We start from the raw sequence: 21,472 nt of genomic DNA, 5'->3' as shown, positions 1-21,472 counted from the left end.
TGCAGATATAAGGAAATCTTTATGTCCGGGCAGTCGCAGCCAAGCACCTAGCCGCGCGAACGCCGCAGCGCAAGCAATCTCGGCACGGCGAGCGCGAGGACGATGAGCAGGGCGGCCCAGCCGAGCGGCAGTGCGTTTCCAAGGCGCGCGAAAAGGGTCGGCGGCTTCGGATCCGGGACGTACCCGTCGAGCCTCCCGGCCTTTCCCTGGCCGATGGCACCCCGAACCAAGCCGTTTGCGTCGATCACCGCGCTGATGCCGGTGGTGGTCGAACGCAGGACCGGCAATCCTTCCTCGATCGCACGCATCCGCGCCTGGGCGAGATGCTGGGGCGGCCCCCAACTGCCGAACCACCCGTCATTGGAAGGGTTGAAGATGTAGTCGGGCCGGTTCTGAGAATCGGTCACCTGGCCCGAGAACACGATCTCGTAGCAGATCTGGATGCCCGCCCGACCATGCTCACCCAGATCGAGCGTACGCGGGCCCGGGCCTGCGACGTATTCGATCGTCCCGGATGTCAGTCGAGAAAGGCCGAGGCGCTCGAGCGCCCATTCCATCGGCAGATATTCGCCATAGGGCACAAGATGCGCCTTGGCGTAATGCGCTTCGATTGCGCCCTGGCCGCTCAGCGCCAGCACCGAATTGCGCGCACTGACCGCGCCAAGGCGGCCGTCCGCGCGCGGCGCGATGTCTAGATTGACGACCCCTGTGAGCAAGGTCGAATCCGCGCCGATGACCTGCCCGATCCGCGCCCTCGCATATTCGGGGTCCGCGCCGGCGGTCATCCGGGCATAATAGCGCAGCGGATAGCCGTCTTCGAGATAGTCGGGGATCGCGCTTTCGGGCCACAGGACGAGGCGCGATTGTCCGTTGCCGGGCCGCGTCAGCCGGGCGATGCGCTGGAACTGCTCTTCGAACTTGGAGCCATCGTTGATCTCGTCCTGCGGGATCAGTGGCTGGATCAGCGCATAGCGCACCGCGTTGGCCGGCCGCGTCATTTCAGCGTCCAGGCCTGGCAGCAGCATCGCCGCCGCCATAACCAGCGCACTTGCGCCTGCGACGATCCAGCGCCGGACCGCGACAGCCCAAATCAGCCCGCTCGCCAGCAGGATCGCGAGGCCGGAAAGCGCATAGGTGCCGAGCCACGGGAGATAGCGAGCGATCCCGGGCGTGTCCCACCCGCCGAGCAGCATCAGGCCGAGCGGAGGCCACGGATACCCGGTAAAGGCCCAGCTGCGGACCCATTCCGTGACGATCCAGGCAGCGGCAAAAAGGGTCCCGAAGACCCCGATGCCGACACTCCGGGGAGCGAGCTTGCGAGTGGCGAGATGCGCCGCCAGCGCTGCAAGCCCGGGGTAGATCGCAAGATAGATGCAAAGCAGCGGCACGGCGAGCCAGCCCAGAAATTCGGGCATCTTCGCCTGGTGCGTGAAAGCCGTCGCGATCCAGTTGTTGGCAAGCGTCAGATGCGCCCACCCGAAAAGGTAGCCGCGCCATGCCGCCGCGCGCCAGTCAGGCGCGTCATGCAGGTGCCACACCAACCCGGCGAGGGCCAAAAGCCCAAGCATCCATAGATGAAAAGGCGGATACGCGCAGGCGCCCAGCAGACCGAGTGCGAGCGAACTCAGCCCCGGCCAGCGCTGTGGGAATTTACCCAGTGTCCTGGAGCGCACCGTCATGGATCAGGAAGAGACCGGATGCGAACCAGGCTTTCGCCAAGGATCAGCCGACGGTCTCGAGATTGTCGTCACCATCGCCGGAGGACGCTTCGTCCCTTCCGATCGAAGGCGGCAGGACGGAAGAATCGATCTCCCCGCCATCTTCGCCCTTCTTCGCGCGCGGCTTGCGCTTGGGAGCGGCACGGTCGCCCTTGCGGGGGGCCTTGTCGTTCTCGCCGCGGGGCTTGCGGGCCCTGCGCTTGGGTTCATCCGAACTTTCGTTCTCGGCAGGCTCGCCTTCGAAGCCTTCTTCACCCTCGCTCGAGCCGTCCTGGGCATCGCTGTCGTCGCGGTCGTCCCGGCGCGAGCGCGACCGGCGATTGCCGCCGCGCTTGTTGTCGCTGCGACGGTTGTTGTCGTCGTCGTCGCCGTAATCGTCGTCGTCGGACTGGCTGCGGTCGTCGCCCCGTTTCGAGCGCGCCTCTTCCTGGCGCGCCTTGTTGTCGGCGATCACGCGGAAATAGTGGTCGGCGAACTGCAGATAATATTCCGCCTGGACCCGGTCGCCATTGTGCTGCGCGTCCTGCGCGAGCTTCTTGTACTTCTCGAGCAGCTGCGGCGCATTGCCGCGTGCCCGGCTGTCGATCCGGTTGAGCTGGTTGCCCCCGCCCGAATTGCGATTTCCGCGACCACGGCGGCGATTGTTGCGATTGTTATTCAAGGAAAACGTTCCTTATCAGCGACCTGGCGCAAGCATTGATGCACTCACGGTCAACAGACCCCTTGCTATGCGCCGCCTGCCTGGCTTTTGCCAAAGGGGGCGCGCGCTCCGCGTTGCCAGAGGCCGGGGACGAGCCCTAACGGCCGTTTCAAGCGAGATTTGGAGCTTGGCCTAAGCGATTTGCGCCCTTCGCAGATCACTTGCCTGTGTGACGAGGTAGCGATGCCAAGCGGGTTTGCCAAGCCCCCCCCGGATTTTCCTCAGGAAAGGATGACCGCGCGCGGGCGGGCGGCGAGGTCGTTGCGGATTTCGACAGCGAATCCGGCCGCTTGAGCGAGGCCTGTGACTTCATCGCCCTGTCGCGCGCCGATTTCGAGCACCGCTGCCCCGCCTTCGATGAGCATGGCACGCAGGGCAGGAATGATGATCCGGTAGTCGTCGAGCCCGTCCGCCCCGGCGAAAAGCGCGCCCGCAGGTTCGTGCTCGCGCACGTCCGGGGCAAGGTCGGCATCCGCCTCGACATAGGGCGGATTGGCGATGACGAGGTCGGCGAGCGGCAGGGCGGTATACCAGGCATCGCCGTGCGGGCCCGGCATGGTCCAGTCTGTCCGGTGAAACCGCGCCCGCGCCGCAAGGCCAAGGCGCTCCGCATTGTCCCGCGCCACCCGCAGTGCGCCTTCGCTCCGGTCCAGTCCGATGCCGGTGAAGCCCGGCCGCTCTGCCAGCAGGGTGAGCAGAAGCGCGCCCGAACCCGTGCCGAGATCGACGATTTCCCCGCTGCGCCTGTCCCCCAGTACGTCGAGCGCGGCCTCGATCGCCGTCTCGCTGTCGGGGCGCGGGATCAGCACCTCCCGATCGACCCGGAATTCGCGCCCGAAGAATTCCTGAACGCCGATTATGTAGGCGACCGGTTCATGGCCTAACCGCCTTTCGACCAGGCGCTCGAACTTCGCCGGAGACGGGTCGGGCATTCGCCGCAGCAGCATGTCCGATCGGCTGCAACGCAGCGCGTGGGCCATCAGGATCTCGGCGTCGAGCCGAGCCGTGTCGCTGGTGGCGGCGAGCCGGGCGGCGGCTCCACGGATCGCATCGCCAGCGCTGCTCATCCGGCCAGCGCTGCGAGCCGCTTCGCCTCGTCCTCGGCGGTCAGCGCATCGACCAGTTCTCCGAGCCCCGGACCTGCCAGTATCTCGTCGAGTTTGTGCAGGGTGAGACCAATCCGGTGATCGGTCACGCGCCCTTGCGGGAAATTGTATGTGCGAATGCGCTCCGAGCGGTCGCCCGAGCCGACCATCGCCTTCCTCGCCTCGGCCTCGGCCCCTTCGGCTTCGTCGCGCATCTTTTCGTAAAGGCGCGCACGCAGGACCTGCATCGCCTTGGCGCGGTTCTTGTGCTGGCTGCGCTCGTCCTGCTGGGTGACGACGATGCCGCTAGGCAGGTGGGTGATACGCACGGCCGAATCGGTCGTGTTGACGTGCTGTCCGCCCGCGCCGGAGGCGCGGTAGATGTCGATCTTGAGGTCCTTGTCCTCGATCTGGACATCGACCTCGTCCGGCTCGGGCAGGACCGCGACGGTCGCCGCCGATGTATGGATGCGCCCGCCGCTTTCGGTGACGGGCACGCGCTGGACGCGGTGAACGCCGCTTTCAAACTTGAGCTTGGCGAAGACGCCCTGCCCTGAGACGTTGGCGACGATTTCCTTGAAGCCACCGACCTCGGCCGCGTTCATGCTGACCGGCTCGACCCGCCAACCCTGCTCGGCGGCGAAGCGTTCGTACATGCGGTAGAGGTCGCCCGCGAACAGCGCCGCCTCGTCGCCGCCCGTCCCGGCGCGGATTTCGAGCATTGCCGGCTTGGCATCGGCGGCATCGCGCGGGAGAAAGGCGACGGCGAGCGAGCGCTCCTTTTCGGGCAGATCGGCGCGCAGGCTTTCAAGCTCCTCCTCGGCCATGGCCTTCATCTCGGGGTCGGAAAGCATGTCCTCGAGCCCCGCGATTTCCTCGCGGATAGCCTTCACCTCGCGGGCGATCTTCGCCACCGGTTCGAGTTCGGCATAGTCGCGGCTCGCCTGCACGAATTCCTCGCCATCGAGCGTGCCCGAAGCCATGCGCGCCTCGAGCTCGGCGAAGCGATTGGCGATCTGGTCAAGGCGTTCGGGGGGGATTTTCATGCAAGCAGGGCTTCGATTTCGCCCTGACGCTCGCCGCGGACCCTGACACTTTCGGCAGAAACGAAGGAAACGAGGCTCTTTGCGCCCATTCTCGACGCCTTGTCGAAGCGCTTGCGAACACTGCCGGTCGCCAGCATTTCAGCAGCGAAACCTGCCGCACGCAGCTTCCCGATCGACGCGATGGCATCGGCAAGAAGCGTATCGTCCTCGACGACCACGATTACGTCTGCTGGCGTTTCGCCCTCTTGCGCAACCAGCATCGCCAGCCGCTCGATCCCCGCGGCCCAGCCGACCGCCGGGGTCGCGGGGCCGCCGAGGCTTTCCATCAGCCCGTCATAGCGCCCGCCGCCCAGCACCGTGCTCTGCGCGCCGAGCGCCGCGGCCGCCGCCGAACCCTCGTCCGGGATGAATTCGAACGCGGTGTGGCGATAATAGTCGAGCCCGCGCACGAGGCTTTCCGCGCGCACCCAATTCACACCCGCCGCTTCGAGACCGCTCGTCACCGCCTTGAAGAAGCCGCGCGCCTCCTCGGAGAGATAGTCGTCGATCCGCGGCGCATCGGCGAGGAAGGCGCGATCACGCGGGTCCTTGGAATCGAGAATGCGCAGCGGGTTCTTCTCCAGCCGCTCTTGCGAATCCTCGGACAGATCGCCCTTCACCCTGCCGAAATAGTCGATCAACCCGGCCCGCCAGGCCTCCCGGCTTTCCGCATCGCCAAGCGTGTTGAGATGCAGCGTCACGCCCTCGATGCCGAGTTCCTTGAGCAATTGGTCGGCCATGGCGAGCAATTCGACATCCGCCTGCGGCTCGGCTGCGCCGATGATTTCGGCGTCGATCTGATGGAACTGGCGATAGCGGCCCTTCTGCGGGCGCTCGTAGCGGAACAGCGGGCCGTGGGTCGCCACTTTCAGCGGCGCATGCTGCTGCCAGCCATTGGTGAGAAAAGCGCGTGCGATACCCGCCGTGAATTCGGGCCGCAGGGTGAGCGATTCGCCTCCGCGATCCTCGAAGGAATACATCTCCTTCGAGACTACGTCGGTCGTCTCGCCAAGCGACCGGGCGAAGACTTCGGTGCGTTCGAAGACCGGGAATTCGGCGCGGCGAAAGCGGTAGAGGCGGCGGACCCGTTCGAAGGTCTCGACCACGAAGGCAAAGGCTTCGGCATCGGCGCCGAAAATGTCTTGCGTGCCGCGAACCGCCTTCGGAGTGTTCTTGCTCATGGAAATGTCCTTGGTTGCCCGCGCGATTAGGCGAGACTTCCGGTTGCCGCAATATCGAGAGCGGGCTATCGGCCCTCGACGCTGCTCTTGGGGAAAGAGGGGGCAGCCCAACAAGGACAGGAAGGCATTCATGCGCATCGACAAGATCCCGACCGGGAACAATCCCCCCGACGATCTCAACGTAATCATCGAAGTGCCGACCGGCGGGGAGCCGGTAAAGTACGAATTCGACAAGGAATCCGGCGCTTTGTTCGTCGACCGGATCCTTCACACGCCGATGCGCTATCCGGCCAATTACGGCTTCGTGCCGCATACGCTTTCGCCCGATGGCGACCCGCTCGATGCGCTTGTGATCTCGCGCTCGCCCTTCATTCCCGGCTGCGTGGTGAACGCGCGCCCGATCGGCGTGCTCAACCTCGAGGACGAGCATGGCGGCGACGAAAAGCTCGTCTGTGTGCCGGTCGACACTACCTTCCCCTATTATTCGGATGTGGGCGAGACCAAGGATCTGCCCTCGATCATCTTCCAGCAGATCGAGCACTTCTTCACCCACTACAAGGATCTCGAAAAGGAGAAGTGGGTGCGGATCGGCAATTGGGGAACCCGCGCCGAGGCACAGCAAATCGTTATCGAGGCGATCGAGCGCGCCAGGAACGGCGGCTGAAGGAAGCGGCCGGCACCCGGCTCACTCGACCGGGCGCCCCTCGTCCAGCAAATCGCGGCTGCTCGCGGGGTCGGTGCTGCGTTCGGCTTCGACCAATTCGCTGATCTCGCTTTCAGGGCGGATGTCCTCCGCTTCCGCCGACGCTTCGCGCACCTTGCGCGGCTTTCGAGGCTCATCCCTTTCCCGCGGCGACCGGCCGATCGGAAGCGGATCGGTGCGCCCGTCAAAGCGCAGGCGGTAGATCGGCTCCGGCAGGGCGAAACCGGCTTCCTCGAGCGCGTCCTTGACGCCGGCAATGGCGAGGCTTCGCGACTTGAACCAGTCGGCCTCGCGCTGGTCGATCCAGCCGAAGAACTGGATGACGATGTTCGAATCGCCGACATTGACGATGCGCGCGGCAGGGGCCGGGTTCTCGAGCACGAACCGCAGGCCGCCCAGCACTTCGATCCCCAGCGCCATCGCCGCGCGCGGATCGTCGTCGGCATCGACCCCGAGTTCGAAATCGAAACGCCTTTGAGGGTTGCGCGTGTAATTGAGGATCACCGCCTTGAAGACCTGCGAATTGGGAATGCGCAGGTGATTGCCCTCGAGCGTCATCAGGATCGTCGCCCGGCTTGTTAGCCGGATCACCCGGCCCTCCAGATTGTCGATCAGGACATGATCGTTCGGCCGGAAGGGCTGACGCAGGCTCAACATCAGCGAGGCGACGTAATTCTCGACCGTGTCGCGCATCGCAAAACCGAGTGCGATCCCGATCACCCCTGCCCCGCCGAGCAGCGCCCCGAGCAGGGCGCCCGCGCCGAGCATGTCGAGCGCGATGACAAGCCCGCCGACGACGAAGGCGAAGCGGACCGCAGTGCGGATCAGTTCGGCGAGAAAGGCATTGGGGGCGACCCGGTCCCACACGAAGCCGAAGCTCGCAAGCAGATAGCCGAAGCCGCCGACCAGTGCCGCGATGATCGCGGCAACGGCCAGGAGCGGGAGAATAGCGAGCGCTTTCTCGCCGATCTCGGCGGCCTGTCCGAGGACCGACAGGTTGCGCTCGATCGAAAGATCGCGCCTGATCTGGTTTTCGACCGTGGCGACCCCGGAAACCCGACCGGCGATCGCCTCGGCGCGAGCGATCGCCTCGGCATCGGGCACGGTCCCGGAAAGCGTCACGACCCCTTCGCGCACCGTCACGGTCACGGCCCCGAATTGCGGAAGTTCGGAAAAGATGCCCCTGATGCGTGCCGCGATCCGGCCGTCGCCGGCTGGATCCTGCTCCTGCGCGATCGCGGGGACGGGCTCTGAAGCTGCTGGTGTTTCGGTGGTGGCAGGAAGCGTCAATGCTGCGCTGACAGGCAGGGCAATGGTCGCTGCCAGCAGGATCGCGAGAAGGCGCAGCACCGACACTCTATTCCCCTCCCCTGAAGCCGACTGGATTCGAGGAGAGCATACAGCAGGCCGGGACAAGCGAAAGGCTCTGCGCCGAAACATCGGCGCAAGGCGATGCGGGAACGTTCAGAAGATCGCGAAGAAAGCCTTGATCAAGATCGTCAGCGCAACAGGGAGTCCCGTCGCGAGCAGCCAGAGCGCAGCCGCATCGCGCCGGAAGGCAGGCGCATGGGACGGGTCGAGCGCCTGTTCGTCGGTAAGACCCGACCAGCGCTTCTCGAACCAGCGACAGGCCGGAATGATGCCGGCCACGAGGATGACGAGCGCGGCATAAGGCAGCAGGCCGGACGCGCCTTCGTTCAAGGCCTTCACCGTCATGAATATCTGGAGACCGGTATAGACCAGCAGGGCATAGGCGACATGATCGCTCATCGCCCGGCGCCAGTCTCGCACGCCCTGCGCTTCACGCGCGCGCGCCGGAATTCTTTTTGCGCGGGCAGCTGCCCGGTGCTGGCCATGCGAAGTATCGTTCATTCTCGATCCCCGAATACTTTCCGTCTGCCCCGAGAGTATCACAGAACCGTCGCCTTGTTGCAAGGACGGTAACCAAACCGAAATAATGTTGCGCCCGGCGCATTTCAGCCGATGCAACCTCCGGATTTTGCCTGATTTGCTTTGCGCGCAGCCTGTGCGAAGCACCCCGGGCACGATCCGGCCGCTCGATCGGGCCCCGCATGGAAAGGGCGCGCCCATACCTTGTTAGCAAAAATCCTGCCAAATTCGCGATCAACGCCCTTACATGGTCCGTCATGGATGCTAAGGCGTGCGGCCATGGACAAGTCATCCGCGATCGAGGAGCCCGCAGCGGCCGCTTCCGCCGATGGGCAAGGTGCGCACCCATCGCTGCACGAAGGCGGGCTCGAGGTCATCTCGATCGCCAAGAGCTATGACAAGCGCGCGGTGCTGACCGACATTTCGCTTACGGTGGCGAAGGGCGAAGTGCTCGGCCTGCTCGGGCCGAACGGCGCGGGCAAGACGACCTGCTTCTATTCGATCATGGGGCTGGTGAAGCCCGATTCGGGCCGCATCCTGATGGACGGCGAGGATGTGACCACCTTGCCCATGTATCGGCGCGCGATCCTCGGGCTAGGCTATCTGCCGCAGGAGACGAGCATCTTTCGCGGCCTCACGGTGGAGCAGAACATCGAAGCCGTGCTCGAACTGGTCGAGCCCGACCGGCAAACGCGGGCCGCCGAACTCGAACGACTGCTCGGCGAATTCGGCCTGACACGCCTGCGCGACGCGCCGGCAATGGCGCTGTCGGGTGGTGAGCGGCGGCGCTGCGAGATCGCCAGAGCGCTGGCGGCAAAGCCTTCGATCATGCTGCTCGACGAACCCTTCGCCGGGATCGACCCGCTTTCGATCAACGACATCCGCGATCTCGTGAAGGATCTCAAGGGACGCGGGATCGGCGTTCTGATCACCGACCACAATGTCCGCGAGACTCTCGATATCGTCGACCGCGCCTGCATCATCTATGGCGGGCAGGTCCTGTTCGCCGGCAGCCCGCAGGAACTCGTCGCGGACGAGAATGTGCGCCGGCTCTATCTCGGCGAAAGTTTCACGCTGTGAGCCGGCAGCGGGGATAGGCCATGGCGCTGGGTCCGCGGCTTGACCTGAGGCAGTCGCAATCGCTGGTCATGACGCCGCAGCTGCAGCAGGCGATCAGGCTGCTAGCGGCATCCAATCTCGAACTCGAAACCTATATCGGCGAAGCGCTGGAGGCGAACCCGCTGCTCGATGCGGGGACGACGGGCACGGAGGAACGCGCCGAACCGCCCGAAGACGGCGAAACCCCGCGCGAGGAAAGGACCAGCGACCTCCTGATGGAAGCGGGCGAAGGCGAAGGCGATGCGCCGCTCGATCTCGATCCCGCGGCGCTCGACCATGACCGCGAGACGGGCGACGGGGCAATCGCGGGCGCCGAAAGCGGCGACTGGGGCGGCGCGGTCAGCGCCCCGGGCTCCGGAAGCCTCGAGGACTATCCCGATGTCGAACAGCTTGGTGCCGCCGAGATCACGCTGGGCGAACACCTGCTCTCGCAGGTAGGCGCCTCGGCGCGCGACGAGCGGCAGGCCTTCATCGCCAGGCACATCGTCGGCCTGCTGGACGATGCGGGCTACCTTCGCTTCGATCTGGAGGCGATCGCCTACGACCTCGGAGCCGACCACACGAGCGTCGGTGAAGCGCTCGATCTCGTCCAGTCACTGGACCCTTCCGGTGTGGGCGCGCGCAGCCTTGCCGAATGCCTCGCGATCCAGGCACGCGACGCCGACCGCTACGATCCGTGCATGGCCAAGCTGATCGACAACCTCGACCTGCTTGCTCGCGGGGAGATCGCCCGGCTTAAGCGCATGTGCGCGGTGGACGAGGAGGACTTCGCGGACATGCTGCGCGAATTGCGCGGCTACGATCCCAAGCCCGGCCTCGCCTTCGCGCCGTCGCGTGTCGAGGGGGTCGTGCCCGACGTCCTGTTGAGCGCGAACGGCGCGGGCGGCTGGGACATCGCGATCAACGAGGAGACCCTGCCCCGCCTCGTCGTCAACCGATCCTACTACATCGAAATCAGCGCCGCAGCCTCGGATGCATCGGCCCAGGGCTGGCTCAAGGAGAAGCTCGCGGATGCGCACTGGCTGATCCGCGCGCTCGATCAGCGGCAGAAGACGATCCTCAAGACCGCCGCCGAGATCGTCCGACGGCAGGACGGCTTCTTTCGCCGCGGCGTTTCCGAACTGCGGCCCCTGACCCTTCGCGAGGTGGCCGAGAAGATCGATATGCACGAGAGCACGGTCAGCCGGGTGACCAGCAACAAGTACCTTGCCTGCGATCGCGGTACCTTCGAACTGAAGTATTTCTTTTCCAGCGGGGTCGGACGGATCGGCAGCTCTGGCGAGAGCGAAGGGGCCTCGTCGGAAGCGATCAAGGCGCGGATCAGGGCGCTGATCGATGCGGAGGACCCCAAGAAGGTCCTCTCCGACCAGAAGCTGGTCGACCTGCTCAACGAAGAGGGCTTCGATCTCGCCCGGCGCACGGTAGCGAAATACCGCGAGGCGATCGGCATTGGGTCGAGCGCGCAAAGGCGCCGGGCGAAGAAGCTCGAAGGGTTGTGAGGCACCCCGTGCGTCTGCGTAGGAATACCTGCGACTCGCGGTAAAACCTCGCTTTACGCTTAATTAACCTTTCCCGTTCAGATGTTGTGTGGTTAATGAAGGGCAACACCTCTTTCCGAGGCGTTACCGCGGGAACTGAACGCGAATCGAAAAGGGCCGCCTTCTGCGAAGGTTCGCCCGCTGGATTTCACGGCGGGCGACGATCGGGCAAGTGACGACAGGGGAACGACAATGCGAGTGCTTCTGATCGAGGATGAGCCGACCACGGCGAAAGCCATCGAACTCATGCTCACGACCGAAGGGTTCAACGTCTATTCGACGGACCTGGGCGAGGAAGGCCTCGATCTGGGCAAGCTCTACGATTACGACATCATCCTGCTCGACCTGAACCTGCCGGACATGCATGGCTATGACGTGCTCAAGAAGCTGCGCGTCGCCAAGGTGCAAACCCCGGTCCTGATTTTGTCGGGCATCGCGGAAATGGACAGCAAGATCCGCAGCTTTGGCTTCGGCGCCGACGATTACGTGACCAAGCCATTCCACCGCGAGGAACTGGTCGCCCGCATCCATGCCGTGGTGCGCCGTTCCAAGGGCCACAGCCAGTCGATCATCCGCACCGGCAAGCTCGCCGTGAACCTCGACGCCAAGACGGTCGAAGTCGATGGCGCGCGGGTCCACCTGACCGGCAAGGAATACGCGATGCTCGAGCTGCTCAGCTTGCGCAAGGGCACGACGCTGACCAAGGAAATGTTCCTGAACCACCTTTATGGCGGAATGGACGAACCCGAACTCAAGATCATCGATGTCTTCATCTGCAAGCTGCGCAAGAAGCTCAGCCATGCTTGCGGTGGGGAAAACTACATCGAAACCGTCTGGGGTCGTGGCTATGTGCTGCGCGACTCGAATGAAGAGGTCGAAGCCGCCTGATCGCCGGTACCCGAACGATCGAGAAAACACCCGGGGCGGCGACGCTCCGGGTGTTTTCTTTCGTGGCCTGCACGGCGCACCCGTTCAGTCCAGCCTTTGCAGGCCCTCGGCGAGATCAAGACCCGAGGGCTCCTGAAAGACGCGCAGGCCGAATTCGGGGATGATGGCAAGGATGTGGTCGAATATGTCCGACTGGATCCCCTCATAGACCGGCCATTCGGTAGTCGCGGCAAAGCAGTAGAGCTCGAGCGGAACCCCCTGCGGCGTCGGGGCGAGCTGGCGCGCCATCAGGGTGAAGCCCTTGTCCCGCACCCGCGGATGGTCCTTCATGTAGGCGACCGCATAGGCCCTCAGCGTGCCGATATTGGTGATCCGCCGGGCATTCACCAGGTCATCGCCTTCGGACAGGGTGCGCGCGTTCCATTCGTCGAGTTCCGCGCGTTTCGCATCGAGATAGGGCTTGATGAGGCGGAAACGCGATAGCCGCGCAATCTCATCGTCGTCGAGGAAGCGGATCGTGTTCTGATCGAGATGGACGGCCCGCTTGATCCGCCGCCCGCCGGCATCCTTCATTCCGCGCCAATTGATGAAGGCGTCCGAAATCAGGCGGTGGGTCGGGATCGTGGTGATCGTCTTGTCGAAATTCTGGACCTTTACTGTGTGCAGCGCGATGTCGATCACGTCGCCGTCGGCATTCATGCTCGGCATTTGGATCCAGTCGCCCACCCGCAGCATATCGTTCGACGAAAGCTGCACGCTCGCGACGAGGCTCAGGATTGTGTCCTTGAACACCAGCAGCACGACCGCCGCCATCGCGCCCAGCCCGCCCAGCAGCACGATCGGCGACTCCCCGATCAGGACTGAGATGACGATGATCGCCGCCCCGCACAGGACGACGATCTTGAGAACCTGGAGATAGCCCTTGATCGGCCGGTTCTTCGAGATCGGGCGGCGTTCGTAGACCTCGTTGGCGTAGGTCAGCGCCTTGACGATTGCCATCGCGATCGAGAGCACGATCAGCCCTTGCGCGACATTGGTGACGACGAGACGCGCGTTTTCCTGCAAGTTGGGGACGAAATTGATCCCGCGCGAGACGATCAGAAGCGGGATCACCGTCGCGAGCCATGCTATGGCCTTGTCAGAGGTATCGGTCTTCTTGTCGAGGAAGGGTGCGGCGGCGCGCAGTATTACCTTTTTGAGCAGGAAGTTGACTGCCAGCGCAGCAAGCGCCAGCAGGAGAAGGCCGATCAGCGACTGCACCCACAGCGCCTGTTCGTTGAAACTCGCAAAGAGATCGCTCATGCCGGGCGCGATAGCGGCAGACGGTGAGCATGCTCAAGCCCTGCGGGTCTGCAATTCGTCCCGGCACGCGCACGAGGGGCTGGACAAAGGCCCCCCGCTGGCCCTAGCGGACGCCTGATGACGGCTTACAAGGAAGGCGATCCGACAACGCTCAGCAGGCTTTACGGCCGGTCGGTGGGCAAGCCGCTGCGCGCCCGACAGCAGGGACTGGTCGACAACCTACTGCCTCAGATCGCCGTGCCCGAAGAGGGTCCGGTCACCGCCGAAAGGCTGTTCGGCGAGGATTGTCCGCTTCATTTTGAGATCGGCTTCGGCGGCGGCGAGCATCTCGCCTATCGTGCCGACCTCCTGCCGAACCATGGCTTCATCGGCGCCGAGCCGTTCCTCAACGGGGTGGCTCAGGCGCTCACCCATGTCGTGGAGCAGCGGCTTGCCAATATTCGACTGCATCATGGCGACGCACTCGAGGTTCTCGCCCGGGTGCCCGACGGCGCGCTAACTATGATCTATCTTCTTCACCCCGATCCCTGGCCCAAAGCGCGTCACGCCAAGCGACGGATGATGAACGATGGTCCGATTTCTCTCTTTGCCGACAAGCTCAAGCCGGGCGGCGAGTTGCGCTTGGGGACTGATCATGCCGTCTATCTGCGGCATGCGCTGATGGTTATGCAGCGCCACAGCGAACGCTTCGAATGGATCGTCGAAGGCTCCTCAAGCTGGCAGAACCGCCCCGCAGGCTGGTGCGAAACGCGCTACGAACAGAAAGGACGCGAAAAATTCGGTCATGAGATCTGGTATTTACGCTGGAGACGCACACCTACCTAGCCCAGACATTTACCTTGACGACATGAAATGTCGGCCGCGGTGCAACTAATGGCCTTTGAAAAACGTGGGCACAAGGGTTCGAATCCGTTTGGATATCACCCCGACGCTTGGATTTTCCGAAATAATCATCAAACTCATAGCACTGCCGACAAGTTTTATATTATCTGGCACGATCTAACTTTACAGATGGTTTATTACAGATCCCAAGCGGCGAGAGCAAGCTCGGCAAACCTTTTACAAAACCGGCGCATATCTCCCCGCGCACGCCAAGTAACGCATTGGTTTTGAGGAAGCCATCGGTCAACAGCGCAGTGCCTTTGTAGCCGATCATCCGATCTTTGCTTAGTAAATTGATCAACGGAAGGCCGCGGCCGCCACCGACTGCGTGCAGTTTGGGCCGCTTATGGTACTCCGATAAGTGGCGGAAGAGCCTCTTCTTCGGCGTTCTTGCCAACGTGCGCAGTGGTCAACGGCATCGATCGTCAACTCATCCGGATAGCCCCAAGGCCCGCAAGCTCTTCGGAGATCGTGCCGCTCACGATCCGCCAATCACCGGATCGCAACCACGAAAAAATAAAGCTCGATCGGAGACGCATCTGTATATTGCTCAAAAAATAGCCTCTGAGATCAACAGAACCACGTTAGTGCTGCTATTGGAGCCAAAGGCGTGCGACACACAATCAAGATATTTCCTTAGGATACGTGAGTAAATGGCCCCTGATCACAATTCTTCCATACTCTTCTCACTAACGGGCCCAAATCCACTCATACATCACCTTCTACAATAGAGCTATTCATCATGAAATATGATTTCATCTTCGGCACGCTCTATCTGTACTTTCTCAGAAACTAAGCTGACATCGAGGCCGGCTGATCTGCATCATACATGAGCCGCACAGCTTCCACAGCGTGGCGGACGTCGAGCTTGTTCATCATATTGAAGCGATGCACCTCGACAGTCCGATGGCTAATGTTCAATTCCCTCGCGATACCCTTGTTGGTCAGACCTTTGGCCAACCAATCCAGAACTTCGCGCTCCCGTTGGGATAGGGAAGCGACGCGAGCGCGGGCCTCCAACATGCGGCGGCGCGCCAAACTGAATTCGTCAATCTCAGTCGCCACGCGCAAGAGACAGCGAGCAACCCGCTCCCGTTCCAATGGAAGTTCGAGATAGTCCAATGCGCCAGCCTTGATCGCCTCAACGATGCGCTGAGGGTGTGGGCACGCGTCGAAAGCAATCACTGGAAGATGGACACTCATTTCCGCCAGAATGTCGATAAGATGAGAGACGCCCCCCCTATCGGCATTATCACGAGCTAAAATCACTCCCGATTTAGGAGGGAAATTTTTTATCTCTTCAACACCGGTATATACTTCAGCATGGTAGCCCATTTCAAAACATATTCGCGCGAGCATTGCCCGCACACGGCTTTCGGCCTCAACAATGTGTAGGACGAGCCTCGCCCCACTGCATTCTTTGATCTGCTCCATATTCGCTCCCCTGGCTAACGAAAGTTAGCTTAAAAGGAGATTTACCTTTTCACGTAACCAAGTCAGTAAGGGCGAATACGTAGAAAATCGCAGCCAACATAGCGCTTTCCCCTATAGCCATAACCTAAGTCCTGCAGCTATTCTTCGCTATAAAGATGGCCAAAGGAGTTTGCGATGGATGAAATGCTCTTTTTGAGACGTTTAGAGGCGTTAGCCAGTGAATGCGAATTTCGGGGGGACTATGTAAGTGCAGCCCACCTACAACTGGTCCTTGATCGTATCTTGGATGGCGATTCTCCATCTTCTCCCTGCCTATTGGACAGGCTATTCATCCAAGAACTTCAATAAGGAGAGAATTCTTCTAGTTTGCCGGCCATGTTCCAATTTCTCGCCATGAATACGAAGACATTGCACTCGAGCAGAACTTCTTCGCAGCACGCACTCGCAATGCTACCAACGCGTCAGCCGCTTTTGTCGGACGCCAGATGTGCGACGTCATCGGCGCAGCTGCTTTTCAGCTTCTGGCTAAACGATCTGCCTGGCACAGCCGCTATTGCACTTCATGGGATCAAATGATTTCCACCAATTCCTTGGCCTAAGTTGGGTAACCGCCAGCGGTAAACCCGGTGGTCAGGCTGGGGATGGCCATGGCAGTGCGGACATGACGCGAAGCCTCTCAACTCAGGAATTTGCTCGTCGATCATGGCCCTCGGCTTAACCTCACCGACTGATGCAAAATCGCGCGGCCGACAAGCAGGAGGTTGCACATTAGGTTTTTTTTCTTAATCCTGACGCACTGACTCTGTCTTACTATCAAAACTAAACAGACCCGGGGCAGCAAGAAGGCAGTGCTTTTATGTCAAAAAGACATGTGACCGATCTATCCGCCAAACTCGACGCTATGCAAAACTTGCTTAACGAAGTTCGGGAAGCAAGTGGTGGTGATAGCTACGGGCCTACGCAAATTAATACAGATACAAGGCTAAAAGAAGCATTAGAGATAGCGCGCAGAGCGTACAATAATAGACGCAGTCGCTGCAACTTTTTCGATAGCAAGAATCTTTTCGGCGAACCCGCTTGGGATATTCTTCTTGACCTTTTCATCCGACAGGCGAGCTCGGAAAGGGTATTGGTGAAGAGCGCCTGCATCGGCGCTGCTGCGCCAGCGACAACCGCCTTGCGCTGGCTCAATGTTCTTGAAGAACAAGGCCTCCTCAGCATAGCAATCGACCCGGAAGATAGACGATCTAAGCTGGTCAGCCTCACTCCTAGAGGCTTCGAGAGCATGTTGCGCTACCTTCACACAGTCGCAGCTTAAATTGCGAGGTCTTCCCTTAAGCGCAAGCCGCTCAGAAGCGATGCAAGTTCTCAGTATCTCTTAGCAAGTCTGCCACTTTACGATTGATCGACATAGCCTAACACCATCTAGCGTTGCTTCAGTCGCGCTGGGAGGACCAAGCATCAACTTGCTGCTGCAGGAAACTGAGGGTCGATTGCGACGAGGCCACGCGGCGCTCTGCGGCTGCAAACTCTCGAGTAAGACGTGCGCGTAACTGCTCCTGCTGTTCCGCGATCCGCGAAAGCCGTTCGTCGTTGTTTTCGATCTGACGCTCGAACCGCTGAAGTGAGCCCCCTAATGAACCCGGATCGGACGCAAGACTGTTATCTCGAGCCAACCTTTCGATTGTCGCAAAAACTCCGAAGACCCCCGTGGTAAACATCGCGGCAGTGCCTTCAAGATTCTCTTGCAGTGTAGCATCGAGACGAGCGCGATCGAGGCGAAAACTCCCGTCGCGATTGATCGACAGCCCTAGATCAGCGAGTGTGCTGGGCTCTCCCGCCGTAGCATTGGGCATCACAATCACGCTGGTCAGACGAGATAAGTCTCGGCGGAGCTCTCGCGCACCAGTATCGTTGCCCAACTCGCCGCCGATCGGTGACGCCACTTCGCCCAACCTGCTGACGACATCATTCAGGGCTGAAACAAAATCGCCCATCACGCTAGTAATCGCGCTAGCGTCGTTCGAGAATTCCAGTGTTGTTGGCGAGCCGGCATTCGTCGCATTCAGCTGCAAAGTTATGCCTTCAGGCAAGCCAGTTACCCTGTTGGTGGCACTGGTTAGCGGCACGGTGTCGAGAAGAAAGTTTGCATCACGCGGAGTAGTACGCAATTCGCCTACGTCGGTCGCTGGACTCCAGGCTAGATAGGACAGATTTCCTGGCGCTGCGGCCGGCGCGTTAATGCTAGATGGCTCAAGGACAAAGCCGTTTGACGCGCCCTCTCGCCCCTTAAGCACGAGCTGTGCTCCGTTTGCACCCTGCAAGGCATTGGCAGAGATCGCCCCGTCCGATGCAGCGTTTATCTTGGCGGCTAAGGATACGAGAGTATCAGCCGCATCGACGTCAATCTCTATCACGGCCTGCGTATCGTCAGTGGTGAAGCCTCCGCCCTCGATCGCACCAAAGCGAATTCGCAAAGTGCCCTCACCTACGAGGTCGCCAATATCGTCATACGGTTGACTTACAAGCGTTTGCCCTTGTGCGAGCTGCGTTACTTCTAACGAGTATCGGCCTCGCGGAATTGCTCCGGGCTGGGTCGCAACGCTCGCGATGGCTGGATTGTCGATCCGCCCGCGCGGAGCGAGATCACCGGTTCGCACCCGTTCACCAAGCGCAGCGGCCAGATCATTCAACGAACTACGCAACATACCAGCCGCCGAGATACGCGCCTCGAGCGCTTCATTCCGGCTTTCGAGATTCTGACGCTGAACAGCAAATGTGGCATTGGACAAATCATCGGCGAGTCCGATGAAATCGATGCCACTGCCAGCGCCTAGCGCCGCGATAATTGATGAGCCGGGATTAGTCATAAGACCAAGAACGGTAGAGCGTCGACTAGATTAAGGGGTTCTGTCGGCCCGCCCTTGCAGGCATTTCTGGTCGTCCCTCCGCATCGAAGCAGAGTGCATCTGGTACGGATACGATCGGTCGTGGAGGGCGTTCGCCGCGCTTCAACGCGAAAACGAAGGCGACCAGCGAGGCGATAGCGACATATAGCTCTTCTCGCACCATGTGGTTGATGCGGCCAGTGAAGTAAATTGCGCGGGCGAGCTGCGGATACTGAAGTATAGGGAGCCCTTCTTCGCCCGCAATTTCGCGGATGGCAAGCGCCGTTTCGCCGCGCCCCTTCGCCAGAACAACCGGGGCAGGTGCCATCGCCGGATCATAAGTCAAGGCAACCGCGAACTGAAGTGGATTGACGACCACAAACTGCGCTTCTTTCATAGCCTTCGCAACCCCGCCTCGAGCGAGATCCCGTTGCCGCTGACGGCGCGCCGCTTTGAGTTCGGGTGACCCTTCAGACTGTTTCAGTTCGTCCTTTAACTCCTGCAAGCTCATCTTCAGCCGTTTTCCACGTTGAAAACGCTGAAGAGGGTAGTCAACGGCAGCGATTACAAACAGACCCAGGACCAGAAAACCGACAAGTCCAACAACGGCATCCCAGGCAAATCTCAGTTGCGCTTCAAGCGCGGCCTGCCCAAGGCCGAGTAGGCCGGTCAGGGCGCTCGCGCCCCACCACCAGGCGATAGCTCCCAGTAACGCCAATTTAAGGAGGCCCTTACCCAGTTCGATCAATCCGTTGAGTCCGAACATCCGTTTCAATCCTGCAAGAGGATTGATCCGTGATCCCTTGAAACTCAGATTTTCAGGGACAAAGCGCCCTTCACCAAGAACCAGTTGCGAGCTTAAGGTGGCGATCGCTACAGTAAGACCGAGAATGAAGATCGGCGGCAGCACGGCTAACGATGCGTCAGATAAGATTGCTCCGGGTGTGAAGCCGTCAAGCGCCTGCCTGTCGAAATCAAACGACAAACGCGCGACCCGCGTCACTTCGTCAAGCAGCCAAGGCGCGACCATCAATAAGGCGAACGCACCGCCCCCTGTGGCCGCTGCAGTCGCCACTTCGCGCGATCGCAGCGTATCGCCCTTTTTCGCAGCGTCGGATTTCTTTTTCTCGGTTGGGTCGAACGTCTTCTCGCCCGCGCTTTCCTGGCTCATGGACGCACTCTCATCGTCCCGACCAAGCGGGTGGCTTCTTCCAGACCACTCTCGATCAAGAGCGCCAATTGATCAATCATGATTGGCATCACTACTATCAGTGCGATTATGCCAGCCAAGACCCCTGCCGGGAGCCCAAGCGCGAAAAGATTGAGTGCGGGTGCGGATCGCGCAACGATACCGGTGACGACCTGGACCAACAGCAGCACGAGCACCACAGGCAATGCGATGGCCGCCGCAGCGGCCAGGGCATGACCCATGAACAGTACGACGTTCTGCGCATTGACTGCGCTCAGCGCAGATCCACCCGCTGGGAGGAGCCGGTAGCTTTCGATAAGGAGTTCGAACCACAACAAATGCCCGCCAATGGCGTAGAACAAGAGCGTCAGCATCAGGCTGAAAAAGGTTCCGAGGGCGCCCGATTGCGCACCGCTAGACGGATCGATCGACGTGGCTATCGCGAGACCCATCGTGCCCGATATTTGCTCCGCCGCGATAAGCGGTGCCGCAAAGGCCAATTGCAGCAAGAAGCCCATCGCCGTGCCAATCACCACCTCTTGAACCACAGCCAGTATCGCAGTGAAACTTAGCATTTCCGGAATGGGCGCAAGCGGCAGCCAGGTTGAAACGAGCAGGCCAAGCGAAATCGAAAGAAGCACGCGCAGAGGAACTGGCACGGCTGTGCCTCCAATCATTGGTGCTGCAAGAAGAGCGGCACCGCAGCGGATTGACAGGAACAAGATCTGCCACAATTGCGCCTCAAGCGATCCAGAAGCGAAGTCGAAGATGTTCATCGGCTGCGTGACCAATCTTCGATCAAGCAGAAATCTGGGCGATTTGCGCCATGATTTCGAGTACGAAATCACCCAGCAGAGCCAGCATCACGCTTCCCAGAACTACAAACACCAGAGCTGTTATGGCCAATTTGGGTACGAAAGTGAGGGTCTGTTCGTTGACCGATGTTGCGGCCTGGATGATCCCAACCACCAGGCCGACGACCAACGCGGCAACAAGCACCGGCCCCGCGATCAGTGCGGTAACCCACAGGGTCTGGTCGGCGAGAGCAAGAAGTTGCGCATCCTGCTGCATCAAGCGAAACTCATTGCAAGACTGCCCATCAACAGCGCCCAGCCGTCAACAAGAACGAACAGGAGCAGTTTGAACGGCAAAGAGATGATTGTTGGTGAAAGCATCATCATGCCGAGACTCATCAAGACACTGGCGACGACGAGGTCAATCACGAGAAACGGCAGGAAAAGCATGAATCCGATCTGGAATGCTGTTTCTAGCTCACTAGTGACAAACGCTGGCAGCAGGATGGAAAAAGGGATGTCGTCCGGGCGGGCAAATCCGCCGACGCCTGAGATATCGGCGAACATGGTCAGATTGGCCTCACGTGTCTGGCGCAACATGAATGCATGGAACGCCTCTCCCGCATTGGCAATTGCAGCATCTGCACCGATCGATCCTGCTGCATAAGGCGTAATCGCGTTCGCATTCACGAGTTCAAGTGTAGGAGCCATGACGAACAGCGAGAGAAACAGCGCGAGGCCTGCGAGCACCTGCCCGGGAGGCGAACCTTGCAGGCCAAGCGCCTGACGAAGGATCGAGAGGACTACTAGGATGCGAAGAAAACTGGTCATCATAAGGACCAGCGCTGGCAGGATCGTGAGTAGACTCATCACGATGAGCAATTGCAGCGAAAAGCTCAGAGGGCTGTCTTCGCCAACGCCGTTGTCGCCAAGCGCGCGTTCGATTGCGCTACCTACTCCCGAATCAATCGTGTCCGTCGGAGACGTGCCAGCGGCCGCCCAAGCCGCCTCGGGCCAGGCAAACATGGTTAATGCGACACAGGCGAGTCCGCAAAAGGTCCAATTCCTGCTTGGCA

Annotated in this window: 21 protein-coding genes; 6 read left to right on the top strand and 15 right to left on the bottom strand. The window is 61.0% G+C overall.

Features of this window, described 5'->3' with window-relative positions; genetic code table 11:
- Positions 1-47: 47 nt before the first annotated feature.
- The 5 genes from lnt to hisS form a co-directional block, all read right to left on the bottom strand.
- A complete protein-coding gene (gene lnt, locus Ga0102493_RS01655; protein WP_418251650.1) occupies positions 48-1,568 on the bottom strand; it encodes an apolipoprotein N-acyltransferase in 1,521 nt (506 codons plus the stop codon).
- A gap of 154 nt (positions 1,569-1,722) precedes the next feature.
- Entirely contained in the window at positions 1,723-2,379 is a 657-nt protein-coding gene (locus Ga0102493_RS01650) for a DUF4167 domain-containing protein (protein ID WP_034906546.1), read from the bottom strand.
- 260 nt (positions 2,380-2,639) lie between these two features.
- A complete protein-coding gene (prmC, locus tag Ga0102493_RS01645; protein WP_034906545.1) occupies positions 2,640-3,485 on the bottom strand; it encodes a peptide chain release factor N(5)-glutamine methyltransferase in 846 nt (281 codons plus the stop codon).
- Entirely contained in the window at positions 3,482-4,549 is a 1,068-nt protein-coding gene (prfA, locus tag Ga0102493_RS01640) for a peptide chain release factor 1 (RefSeq protein ID WP_034906544.1), read from the bottom strand. Before prfA ends, prmC begins: the two co-directional genes overlap by 4 nt.
- Complete coding sequence (hisS, locus tag Ga0102493_RS01635) at positions 4,546-5,769, bottom strand: histidine--tRNA ligase (RefSeq protein WP_034906542.1); 1,224 nt, start codon at positions 5,767-5,769, stop codon at positions 4,546-4,548. Before hisS ends, prfA begins: the two co-directional genes overlap by 4 nt.
- 130 nt (positions 5,770-5,899) lie before the next feature.
- On the opposite strand from hisS, the gene ppa reads away from it, so the two are divergent.
- Complete coding sequence (gene ppa, locus Ga0102493_RS01630; RefSeq protein ID WP_034906541.1) at positions 5,900-6,433, top strand: inorganic diphosphatase; 534 nt, start codon at positions 5,900-5,902, stop codon at positions 6,431-6,433.
- Positions 6,434-6,454: 21 nt separating this feature from the next.
- On the opposite strand, the gene Ga0102493_RS01625 is transcribed toward ppa, so the two are convergent.
- Positions 6,455-7,828 (bottom strand): BON domain-containing protein, encoded by a 1,374-nt coding sequence (locus Ga0102493_RS01625; RefSeq protein ID WP_330657738.1) that lies wholly within the window; start codon positions 7,826-7,828, stop codon positions 6,455-6,457.
- Between the two features lie 108 nt (positions 7,829-7,936).
- Complete coding sequence (locus Ga0102493_RS01620; RefSeq protein ID WP_236922275.1) at positions 7,937-8,344, bottom strand: hypothetical protein; 408 nt, start codon at positions 8,342-8,344, stop codon at positions 7,937-7,939.
- Positions 8,345-8,641: 297 nt separating this feature from the next.
- Here Ga0102493_RS01620 and lptB point away from each other — a divergent pair, with 297 nt between their 5' ends.
- The 3 genes from lptB to ctrA all read left to right on the top strand — a co-directional run bounded on the left by lptB (position 8,642) and on the right by ctrA (position 11,907).
- The gene (gene lptB / locus Ga0102493_RS01615) at positions 8,642-9,442 is read left to right on the top strand and encodes an LPS export ABC transporter ATP-binding protein (protein WP_034906540.1); all 801 of its coding nucleotides are present in this window, start codon (positions 8,642-8,644) and stop codon (positions 9,440-9,442) included.
- A gap of 20 nt (positions 9,443-9,462) precedes the next feature.
- The gene (rpoN, locus tag Ga0102493_RS01610) at positions 9,463-10,980 is read left to right on the top strand and encodes an RNA polymerase factor sigma-54 (RefSeq protein ID WP_034906538.1); all 1,518 of its coding nucleotides are present in this window, start codon (positions 9,463-9,465) and stop codon (positions 10,978-10,980) included.
- A 231-nt stretch (positions 10,981-11,211) separates the two neighbouring features.
- A complete protein-coding gene (ctrA, locus tag Ga0102493_RS01605; protein WP_034906536.1) occupies positions 11,212-11,907 on the top strand; it encodes a response regulator transcription factor CtrA in 696 nt (231 codons plus the stop codon).
- Between the two features lie 84 nt (positions 11,908-11,991).
- Here the strand turns inward: ctrA and Ga0102493_RS01600 are convergent, their stop codons facing one another.
- Positions 11,992-13,209, bottom strand: coding sequence for a mechanosensitive ion channel family protein (locus tag Ga0102493_RS01600; protein ID WP_034906535.1), 1,218 nt, complete (start codon positions 13,207-13,209; stop codon positions 11,992-11,994).
- Positions 13,210-13,326: 117 nt separating this feature from the next.
- On the opposite strand from Ga0102493_RS01600, the gene trmB reads away from it, so the two are divergent.
- On the top strand, positions 13,327-14,034 hold the full coding sequence (trmB, locus tag Ga0102493_RS01595) for a tRNA (guanine(46)-N(7))-methyltransferase TrmB (RefSeq protein WP_034906533.1): 708 nt from the start codon (positions 13,327-13,329) through the stop codon (positions 14,032-14,034).
- Between the two features lie 160 nt (positions 14,035-14,194).
- Here the strand turns inward: trmB and Ga0102493_RS16080 are convergent, their stop codons facing one another.
- Positions 14,195-14,365: a hypothetical protein gene (locus Ga0102493_RS16080; RefSeq protein ID WP_161490024.1), complete on the bottom strand. Its 171-nt coding sequence runs from the start codon at positions 14,363-14,365 to the stop codon at positions 14,195-14,197.
- Between the two features lie 518 nt (positions 14,366-14,883).
- Entirely contained in the window at positions 14,884-15,525 is a 642-nt protein-coding gene (locus tag Ga0102493_RS01590) for a response regulator transcription factor (protein ID WP_034906531.1), read from the bottom strand.
- A gap of 856 nt (positions 15,526-16,381) precedes the next feature.
- Between Ga0102493_RS01590 and Ga0102493_RS15850 the strand changes: the two genes are divergently transcribed.
- Complete coding sequence (locus tag Ga0102493_RS15850; protein ID WP_150132389.1) at positions 16,382-16,843, top strand: helix-turn-helix domain-containing protein; 462 nt, start codon at positions 16,382-16,384, stop codon at positions 16,841-16,843.
- 118 nt (positions 16,844-16,961) lie between these two features.
- Here Ga0102493_RS15850 and fliD read toward each other — a convergent pair whose 3' ends face one another.
- The 5 genes from fliD to fliP are packed head-to-tail and all read right to left on the bottom strand — an operon-like array spanning position 16,962 to position 21,422.
- Positions 16,962-18,395 carry a flagellar filament capping protein FliD gene (gene fliD, locus Ga0102493_RS01585; RefSeq protein WP_034906528.1) on the bottom strand — a complete coding sequence of 478 codons (1,434 nt, stop codon included), beginning with the start codon at positions 18,393-18,395 and terminating at the stop codon, positions 16,962-16,964.
- 25 nt (positions 18,396-18,420) lie between these two features.
- Positions 18,421-19,584: an EscU/YscU/HrcU family type III secretion system export apparatus switch protein gene (locus Ga0102493_RS01580; RefSeq protein WP_034906527.1), complete on the bottom strand. Its 1,164-nt coding sequence runs from the start codon at positions 19,582-19,584 to the stop codon at positions 18,421-18,423.
- Positions 19,581-20,378 carry a flagellar biosynthetic protein FliR gene (locus tag Ga0102493_RS01575; protein ID WP_034906526.1) on the bottom strand — a complete coding sequence of 266 codons (798 nt, stop codon included), beginning with the start codon at positions 20,376-20,378 and terminating at the stop codon, positions 19,581-19,583. The genes Ga0102493_RS01580 and Ga0102493_RS01575 overlap by 4 nt, the downstream gene beginning before the upstream one ends.
- 22 nt (positions 20,379-20,400) lie before the next feature.
- On the bottom strand, positions 20,401-20,673 hold the full coding sequence (locus tag Ga0102493_RS01570) for a flagellar biosynthetic protein FliQ (protein WP_034906524.1): 273 nt from the start codon (positions 20,671-20,673) through the stop codon (positions 20,401-20,403).
- The gene (gene fliP / locus Ga0102493_RS01565; protein WP_034906522.1) at positions 20,673-21,422 is read right to left on the bottom strand and encodes a flagellar type III secretion system pore protein FliP; all 750 of its coding nucleotides are present in this window, start codon (positions 21,420-21,422) and stop codon (positions 20,673-20,675) included. Before fliP ends, Ga0102493_RS01570 begins: the two co-directional genes overlap by 1 nt.
- Positions 21,423-21,472 lie beyond the last annotated feature (50 nt).

Source organism: Erythrobacter litoralis, assembly GCF_001719165.1.
Lineage (GTDB): Bacteria > Pseudomonadota > Alphaproteobacteria > Sphingomonadales > Sphingomonadaceae > Erythrobacter > Erythrobacter litoralis.
Note: the sequence above shows the minus strand (reverse complement) of the source record. Positions and strands in the feature narration are given on the sequence as shown.

Excerpts from the sequence above, each read along its gene's own strand:
- lnt (WP_418251650.1), bottom strand. The coding sequence starts at position 1,568 with ATGCTTGGGCTTTTGGCCCTCGCCGGGTTGGTGTGGCACCTGCATGAC.
- prmC (WP_034906545.1), bottom strand. The coding sequence starts at position 3,485 with ATGAGCAGCGCTGGCGATGCGATCCGTGGAGCCGCCGCCCGGCTCGCC.
- prfA (WP_034906544.1), bottom strand. The coding sequence starts at position 4,549 with ATGAAAATCCCCCCCGAACGCCTTGACCAGATCGCCAATCGCTTCGCC.
- hisS (WP_034906542.1), bottom strand. The coding sequence starts at position 5,769 with ATGAGCAAGAACACTCCGAAGGCGGTTCGCGGCACGCAAGACATTTTC.
- ppa (WP_034906541.1), top strand. The coding sequence starts at position 5,900 with ATGCGCATCGACAAGATCCCGACCGGGAACAATCCCCCCGACGATCTC.
- Ga0102493_RS01620 (WP_236922275.1), bottom strand. The coding sequence starts at position 8,344 with ATGAACGATACTTCGCATGGCCAGCACCGGGCAGCTGCCCGCGCAAAA.
- lptB (WP_034906540.1), top strand. The coding sequence starts at position 8,642 with ATGGACAAGTCATCCGCGATCGAGGAGCCCGCAGCGGCCGCTTCCGCC.
- rpoN (WP_034906538.1), top strand. The coding sequence starts at position 9,463 with ATGGCGCTGGGTCCGCGGCTTGACCTGAGGCAGTCGCAATCGCTGGTC.
- ctrA (WP_034906536.1), top strand. The coding sequence starts at position 11,212 with ATGCGAGTGCTTCTGATCGAGGATGAGCCGACCACGGCGAAAGCCATC.
- Ga0102493_RS01600 (WP_034906535.1), bottom strand. The coding sequence starts at position 13,209 with ATGAGCGATCTCTTTGCGAGTTTCAACGAACAGGCGCTGTGGGTGCAG.
- trmB (WP_034906533.1), top strand. The coding sequence starts at position 13,327 with ATGACGGCTTACAAGGAAGGCGATCCGACAACGCTCAGCAGGCTTTAC.
- Ga0102493_RS16080 (WP_161490024.1), bottom strand. The coding sequence starts at position 14,365 with ATGATCGGCTACAAAGGCACTGCGCTGTTGACCGATGGCTTCCTCAAA.
- Ga0102493_RS01590 (WP_034906531.1), bottom strand. The coding sequence starts at position 15,525 with ATGGAGCAGATCAAAGAATGCAGTGGGGCGAGGCTCGTCCTACACATT.
- Ga0102493_RS15850 (WP_150132389.1), top strand. The coding sequence starts at position 16,382 with ATGTCAAAAAGACATGTGACCGATCTATCCGCCAAACTCGACGCTATG.
- fliD (WP_034906528.1), bottom strand. The coding sequence starts at position 18,395 with ATGACTAATCCCGGCTCATCAATTATCGCGGCGCTAGGCGCTGGCAGT.
- Ga0102493_RS01580 (WP_034906527.1), bottom strand. The coding sequence starts at position 19,584 with ATGAGCCAGGAAAGCGCGGGCGAGAAGACGTTCGACCCAACCGAGAAA.
- Ga0102493_RS01575 (WP_034906526.1), bottom strand. The coding sequence starts at position 20,378 with ATGAACATCTTCGACTTCGCTTCTGGATCGCTTGAGGCGCAATTGTGG.
- Ga0102493_RS01570 (WP_034906524.1), bottom strand. The coding sequence starts at position 20,673 with ATGCAGCAGGATGCGCAACTTCTTGCTCTCGCCGACCAGACCCTGTGG.
- fliP (WP_034906522.1), bottom strand. The coding sequence starts at position 21,422 with ATGTTTGCCTGGCCCGAGGCGGCTTGGGCGGCCGCTGGCACGTCTCCG.